General features: G+C 69.6%; 1 protein-coding gene and 1 pseudogene. One reads left to right on the plus strand and one right to left on the minus strand.

The features are described from left to right. Positions 1-153 precede the first annotated feature (153 nt). Positions 154-963, minus strand: a complete 810-nt coding sequence (locus ACDELDRAFT_RS22420) for a M48 family metallopeptidase (RefSeq protein ID WP_005801165.1) — start codon at positions 961-963, stop codon at positions 154-156. 116 nt (positions 964-1079) lie between these two features. On the opposite strand from ACDELDRAFT_RS22420, the pseudogene ACDELDRAFT_RS22425 reads away from it, so the two are divergent. Continuing rightward, a pseudogene (locus ACDELDRAFT_RS22425) lies at positions 1080-1449 on the plus strand (AmpG family muropeptide MFS transporter); the annotation flags it as partial.

A 1449-nucleotide genomic window follows, 5' to 3' on the forward strand; every position in this document is an offset into this window, starting at 1 on the left:
CCGCGTAAGCCTGGGCTAAGGCCGTGCAGCGCACGGGCACGGCGGCACGGCGGCACGGCGGCACGGCGGCACGGCGGCACGGCGATTGATGCATAAAAATGGGCTGATGCGCTCATGTACAAAGCGCAACCAGCTATCAATAACTGAGCAAATTCAGCCGCCGCGCCGCGCAGCGGCATACAGCCCCTGCACCTTGGGCACATTGCTTTCGAGTTCGCGGATGCGATCGGGGCCGCTGGGGTGCGTGGACAGGAACGCCAGCCCGCCCTGCGCGCTGCCCGTGGCCTTGCCCATCTTGCGCCACAGGCTCACCGCCGCCTCGGGTTTGTAGCCGGCGCGCGCGGCCAGCTCCAGCCCCACCAAATCGGCATCGGATTCGTCACTGCGGCTGAACTTGAGCGTGAGCAGCTGCGTGCCCAGGTTGGCCGCCAGGTTGCCCAGATCGCCCAGCCCCAGCAGTTGCGCCCCCAGCGACAGCCCCAGGCCCGTGGCCTTGCTCTTGGCGATGCGCTCGCGCGCATGCTCGCGCAGGGCGTGGGCCATTTCGTGGCCCATCACCATGGCCGCCTCATCGTCGGTGAGCTGCAGTTGCTCGAGGATGCCGGTGTAGAACGCGATCTTGCCGCCCGGCATGCAGAACGCGTTGACCTGCTTGCTGCCGATCAGGTTGACTTCCCAGTGCCACTGGCGCGCGCGCTCGTTCCACTGCGCGGCAAACGGGATCAGCCGCCGCGCAATGGCGTGCAGGCGCTGAAGCTGGGGATGCCCTGCGGGCGCCAGGGCGTTCTTGGCGCGGGCCTGCGCCAGCAGTTGGCTGTATTGCTGGGTGGCCGAGGCTTCGAGCGTTTCGGCCGGCACCAGCCTGCGCAGGCTGGAGGACGCACCCACGTCCACCTGCGCCAGGGCCGGCGCCGAAGCGGCCGCCGCGGCGGCCAGCAAGAAGGCGCGCCGCGGCACCCACATGGGCGAACGCGGCACAGCCGAAGAGGGCAACAAAGGCGACGAACGGGCTCCGTCGGACAACGGAGCAGGGCACAGAAGACACATGCGGGAATAATAGACAAAAACCCCTCGCGCCCATGTCAGACTCCACCCCGAACGCCGCAGCCACGCCACCCGCCCGCCCGCAACGCACCCCCTGGCTACAGACCCTGCGCGTGTACCTTGAACCGGCCAGCCTGCGCATGCTCACGCTGGGCTTCTCGGCCGGCCTGCCGCTGCTGCTGGTGCTGGGCACCCTGAGCTTTCGCCTGCGCGAGGCCGGCATCGACCGGGGCACCATCGGGTATCTGAGCTGGGTGGGGCTGGCCTACGGCTTCAAATGGGTGTGGGCGCCGCTGGTGGACCGCCTGCCGCTGCCGCTGCTGACGCGCTGGCTGGGGCGGCGGCGCAGCTGGCTGCTGCTGTCGCAGGCGGCGGTGGTGGCGGGGCTGGTGGGCATGGCGCTGG

Origin of the sequence: Acidovorax delafieldii 2AN (genome assembly GCF_000175235.1) — a bacterium.
In the GTDB taxonomy this organism is placed as follows: Bacteria; Pseudomonadota; Gammaproteobacteria; order Burkholderiales; family Burkholderiaceae_C; genus Acidovorax; species Acidovorax delafieldii_B.

Bases quoted from the DNA above. Each gene is read 5' to 3' on its own strand.
- ACDELDRAFT_RS22420 (WP_005801165.1), bottom strand. From the start codon at position 963: ATGTGGGTGCCGCGGCGCGCCTTCTTGCTGGCCGCCGCGGCGGCCGCT.